Origin of the sequence: Saccharopolyspora sp. 6M (assembly GCF_020176775.1) — a bacterium.
GTDB lineage: Bacteria > Actinomycetota > Actinomycetes > Mycobacteriales > Pseudonocardiaceae > Saccharopolyspora_C > Saccharopolyspora_C gregorii.
On record NZ_JAIUJZ010000091.1, the window covers coordinates 1 to 1739 of the forward strand.

2 protein-coding genes are annotated in these 1739 nt (G+C 78.0%); both read left to right on the forward strand.

What is annotated here, in order from left to right; genetic code table 11:
* Window positions 1–358 precede the first annotated feature (358 nt).
* The gene (locus tag LCD31_RS29105) at window positions 359–484 is read left to right on the forward strand and encodes a hypothetical protein (RefSeq protein ID WP_255615648.1); all 126 of its coding nucleotides are present in this window, start codon (window positions 359–361) and stop codon (window positions 482–484) included.
* Window positions 481–1638, forward strand: coding sequence for a methyltransferase domain-containing protein (locus LCD31_RS14135; RefSeq protein ID WP_224958624.1), 1158 nt, complete (start codon window positions 481–483; stop codon window positions 1636–1638). Before LCD31_RS29105 ends, LCD31_RS14135 begins: the two co-directional genes overlap by 4 nt.
* Window positions 1639–1739 lie beyond the last annotated feature (101 nt).

Sequence of the window (1739 nt, forward strand, 5' to 3'; positions counted from 1 at the left end):
CACCCCGCCCTAGATCCGATCTTCCCGCCCCAGGTTAGGCGCGCCCGCCAGGTCCGCCGCCGAGAGCGGGTGCGACCCGGCCCGGCTCCGCAGGTGACCGACCCGAGGCCCGGTCCGGGGGACCCGGTGGCGACGCCGCCGACCGGGTTGCGGGACGCGGCCGTGATCACCCGCGGGGAGCATTCCGGTGCCCTGACAGGAGGAACTCGCACCGGTCCGCGTCGCGGGATGCCGATGGAGTGGGGGACGGCCGAACACGTCCCGGTCGTCCCCGCCCAACGCCGTTCTCGATGCGGGCGGGCGAACGAGGTTCCGCGCGACCGCGCGGATTCCTACCATGAACGAGCGGAGGAGTCCCATGGGCACGGAGAAGAAGGACACCGGCGCCACCGACGGCGGGCAGCACGACGTGGGCCGCGACGGGCAGACCGGCAAGACCGCGGACGACATCGACCCGAAGGACTACGAGCAGGGGTTCCGGTGACCGAGGTCGCCGCACCGGACGGGCCGGGCCGGCTCGTCGCCGCGCTGGACGCGGCGGGCGCGCTGCCCGCCGCGTTCGGCCCTGCCTTCCTCGCCGCCGCGCGGGAGTGGTTCGTCCCCGAGCGGTTCTGGTACCGGCCGGACGAGGCGGTCGCGGACGTGGCGCTGAACCGGGACGGCGCTCCGGAACGGTGGCTGGCCGCGGTGTACGCGGACCGTCCGCTGGTGACGCAGTTCGACGCCGGAGCGACGGTGTGGCCCGAGCTCGGTCATCGGCCCACCAGTTCCGCGTCCGCGCCGTCGGTGGTGGCGGGGATGCTGCGGGCGCTGGGACCCCGGCCGGGGGATTCGGTGCTGGAGATCGGGACCGGCACCGGCTGGAACGCCGCGCTGCTCGCGGAGGTCGTGGGCGAGGCCGGTGAGGTGGCGACCGTGGAGATCGACCCGGAGGTCGCCGCCGGGGCGCGGGCGAGGCTGCGCGCGGCGGGCTACGACCGCGTGGAGGTGGTCGAGGGCGACGCGGCGAGCGCGATCGACGGTGCGCGGCGCTTCGACCGGATCACCGTCACCGCAGGCGTCCACATCGGACGGTTTCCGTACTCCTGGGTGCGGAGCGCGGTTCCGGGCGGGGTGATCGTCGCGCCGATGCGGGCCGACCTGGCCACCGGACCGCTGGTGCGGTTCGTCGTCGGCGCGGACGGCACGGCGCGCGGGAACGCGGTCGCGGGCCTCGGGGTGTCCTTCATGGACCTGCGATCGCCGCGGGAGGTTCCGGCGGAGCTCGACCCGTCGGAGCGGGACGACGCGGCGGCCGAGTCGTCGTGGACCGAGCTGGCACCGTGGGTGCCGCTGCTGGCCGACGACCACCGGTGGCCGATCGCGGTCGCGCTGCCCGGCTGCCGCTACGAGGTGCGGGAGCGCACCGCGGACCGGGGGGGGGGGGCGGGGGGGGGCGCCCCGCGGGCCGGGGGGGGGGCCGCCGGCGGGCCCGCGGACGGCCGGTACGCGGTGCGCCAGCACGGGCCGCGCCGGTTGTGGGACGCCGCCGAAGCGGCCTACCGGTGGTGGACCGACCGCGGCCGCCCGCCGCTGCCCGTGTGGGAGTGGACCGTCGCTCCGGACCGGCAGCGCGTCACCCTGCCGCCCACCACCTGAGCTGGAGACGCGGGGGGGGGGGGGGGGGGGGGGCCGCCCGCCCCCCCGCGGGGGGGCGGCCGGCGGGGGGCCGCCGGGGGCCGGGGGGGGCGGGGCGCGGG

Coding starts and splice junctions, on each gene's coding strand:
- LCD31_RS29105 (WP_255615648.1), top strand. CDS start 359: ATGGGCACGGAGAAGAAGGACACCGGCGCCACCGACGGCGGGCAGCAC.